This is a genomic window from Porcipelethomonas sp. (assembly GCF_051893655.1).
Taxonomy (GTDB): Bacteria; Bacillota; Clostridia; order Oscillospirales; family Ruminococcaceae; genus Porcipelethomonas.
The window spans coordinates 8,869-11,746 of record NZ_JBJFHN010000076.1 but is presented as its reverse complement, the minus strand read 5'-3'; the positions used below and the strand labels follow the sequence as shown (position 1 = coordinate 11,746).

At 38.6% G+C, this 2,878-nt stretch carries 3 protein-coding genes; all 3 read left to right on the top strand.

Annotated features, from left to right (window positions below):
- Window positions 1-99 precede the first annotated feature (99 nt).
- Window positions 100-1,011 carry a UDP-N-acetylmuramate dehydrogenase gene (gene murB / locus ACI4WO_RS04490; protein ID WP_439806364.1) on the top strand — a complete coding sequence of 304 codons (912 nt, stop codon included), beginning with the start codon at window positions 100-102 and terminating at the stop codon, window positions 1,009-1,011.
- A 49-nt stretch (window positions 1,012-1,060) separates the two neighbouring features.
- Entirely contained in the window at window positions 1,061-1,942 is an 882-nt protein-coding gene (gene rapZ, locus ACI4WO_RS04485) for an RNase adapter RapZ (RefSeq protein ID WP_439806363.1), read from the top strand.
- Between the two features lie 23 nt (window positions 1,943-1,965).
- Window positions 1,966-2,878 (top strand): DNA-binding protein WhiA (gene whiA, locus ACI4WO_RS04480; protein WP_439806362.1); only part of this gene is annotated, 913 nt, incomplete at its 3' end.

Below are 2,878 nucleotides of genomic sequence, written 5' to 3'. Positions count from 1 at the left end.
CTCAGAAAGGTTTGCCCCAGCAGGGTTTCGGATATACTGCTGCAAATTTTGATTTCATAGCTAAATCAATAGAAAAATAATAAAGAGAGCAGGTGAATTATGCCATATATTTCTGAATTACAGAATTTATGCAGCCGACTGAGATGCGAATGCAGATTAAATGAGCCGTTAAAAGAGCATACTACTTTTAAAATTGGCGGAGATTGCCGGGCGATGATTTTTATAAATTCCACAGAATCACTGTCAGAGATTATCAGGTTTTCCAAAGCTGAAAACGCAAAAATATTCATTATGGGCAGAGGCAGCAATATTCTTGCAAGTGACAGCGGATTTGATGGAATTGTTTTACTGATCGGCAAAGATTTTTCAGATATAAAACAAGTAAATCAGACTGAAATTCATTGTCTTGCAGGAACATCCCTTAAGGATGTCTGCCTGTTTGCTCTTGAACATAGTTTTACAGGCATGGAATTTGCCTATGGCATTCCCGGTACTGCCGGGGGAGCACTTTACATGAACGCCGGAGCATACGGCGGAGAAATGAAGGATATTGTCAAATCAGCCGGATGTATTGATATTAACGGAAACAGAAAAATTATTGAATCCGAAAAAATGAATCTTTCCTATCGGCACAGCGTGTTTGCGGAAAATCAGGGAATGATTATAACTGATATGACATTAAGACTTGAAAAGGGAAATTATGATGATATAAAATCCCGTATGCAGGAACTGATAAAAAAAAGGCGTGACAAACAGCCGCTGGAATTTCCAAGTGCCGGAAGCACATTCAAACGTCCGGAGGGAAGCTATGCGTCGCTTTTGATTGAACAGTGCGGACTTAAGGGAATGACTGTGGGCGGCGCTCAGGTAAGTGAAAAACACAGCGGCTTTGTAATAAATAAAGGCGGCGCTACATTTAAAGATGTTATTGAACTTACAGATAAGGTTAAGGAATGTGTACTGGAAAAAACCGGATATAAGCTTGAACTTGAACCGGTAATTCTAAAATAACGTTTTATAAAGGAGGGAAAGCGTCTGCTTTCAGCAGGTGCGAAAGGCTATGCAGTTTATTATTGTAACAGGAATGTCAGGTTCCGGAAAATCATGTGCTATGAATGTTTTGGAGGACATTGGTTTTTATTGTATAGACAATATGCCTCCTCAGCTTCTTACAAAATTTGCTGATATCTGTATGCATTCAAAAGGTCAGCTTGACCGGGTTGCCGTTGCTGTGGATATCAGATCAGGGGATATGTTCGGAGAGGTTTTTGACCGATGGAAGATGCTTAAGGAAATGGCAGACCTTGATGTTAAGATTCTCTATCTGGAGGCAAATGACGAGGTTATAATTAAGCGTTATAAGGAAACCAGGAGAAAGCATCCTTTGGATGAAAAATTCAGCAGCTGTCTGCACAAGGCTATTGCTTTTGAAAGGGAACAGCTGAGTCCTTTAAGAGAAGTTGCTGATTATTATGTTGAATCATCATATCTTTCCACTTCACAGCTTAAAGAGGAAATAAAGGGGCTTTTCCTTGAAAAGAACAGTGATTCAATGATAATAAAAATCATGTCCTTTGGCTATAAATACGGGGTATCAACTGAAGCGGATCTTGTTTTTGATGTAAGATGTCTGCCGAATCCTTATTATGTCAAGGAACTCAGAGCTATGACCGGGTGTGATTCAAGCGTCAGAGACTATGTGATGAGTTTTGAACAGTCAAAAATACTTCTTGATAAAATAGAAGATCTTCTGGACTTTCTTATTCCACTTTATGTTCATGAGGGAAAAAGCCAGCTGGTAATTGCTTTCGGCTGTACCGGCGGAAAGCATCGTTCAATTACATTTACAGAGCTTGTTTCTGATTATCTGACTAAAAAGGGACTGAGGGTTCAGAAAAGTCACAGGGATATAAATAAGGATATAGCCTATTACCGGACATAAACGTGCTAAGGAGGTGCCTTTAATTGGCATCGTTTTCCAATGATGTGAAAGAAGAACTGTGTGCAGGTATTACTGATAAAGATAAAAGGTATGCCTGTCTTTATGGAATATTGCTTTACTGCAAGAATTTTACTGAAAATCATATATGCTTTACTACAGAATGCAAGGGTTTTGCAGACCTTTTCGGTGTATTGTTAAAAAGCGTTTTTAACAGTGAAATAATATATCAGCGGGAAACCGGCGTCAGAAAAAATGGGCAGCCCTTTTATTCTGTTTCAGTTTCCGGAACGGAAAATGTAAAGTACATAACAGATACTTATAATATAAAGCTTGAAAAAAGAGAAATAAATCTGCGGCATATAGTAAACAATAGCCTGAATGTTTTTCTGGCAGGAGTTTTTTTTATCTGCGGAAGCGTAAGCGATCCTTATAAGGAGTATCATCTTGAGTTTTCCGTACCTGACGACCAGTTATATCTTGACCTGCATGACGTTTTGCTGGGACTTGGAATTGAAGGAAGAAAGACACAGCGAAAGGGTAATCCGATCCTGTACATAAAGGACAGTGAAAATATTGAGGATATTCTTACGTTTATCGGTGCTCGTCAGGGAACAATAGATCTTATGAATATAAAAATTTACAAGGATGTACGCAATAAGGCAAACAGAATAGCAAATTGTGATTCCGCAAATATTGACAAGGTGATTTCTGCGGCAATGAGACAGCTTTCAGATATTGAATATATCAAAGCACATGGTGAATTTGAAAACCTGCCGGCAGACCTGATGGAAGTATCTGAACTGAGAATTGAAAATCCTGAAGCAAGTCTTCAGGAAATCGGAGAACTTCTTTCAAAACCTATTGGACGTTCCGGTGTTACCAGAAGATTTCAGAAAATTTCAAAGTTTGCAGATGAAATAAGAAAACAGCAAAAAT

Excerpts from the sequence above, each read along its gene's own strand:
- rapZ (WP_439806363.1), top strand. The coding sequence starts at position 1,061 with ATGCAGTTTATTATTGTAACAGGAATGTCAGGTTCCGGAAAATCATGT.
- murB (WP_439806364.1), top strand. The coding sequence starts at position 100 with ATGCCATATATTTCTGAATTACAGAATTTATGCAGCCGACTGAGATGC.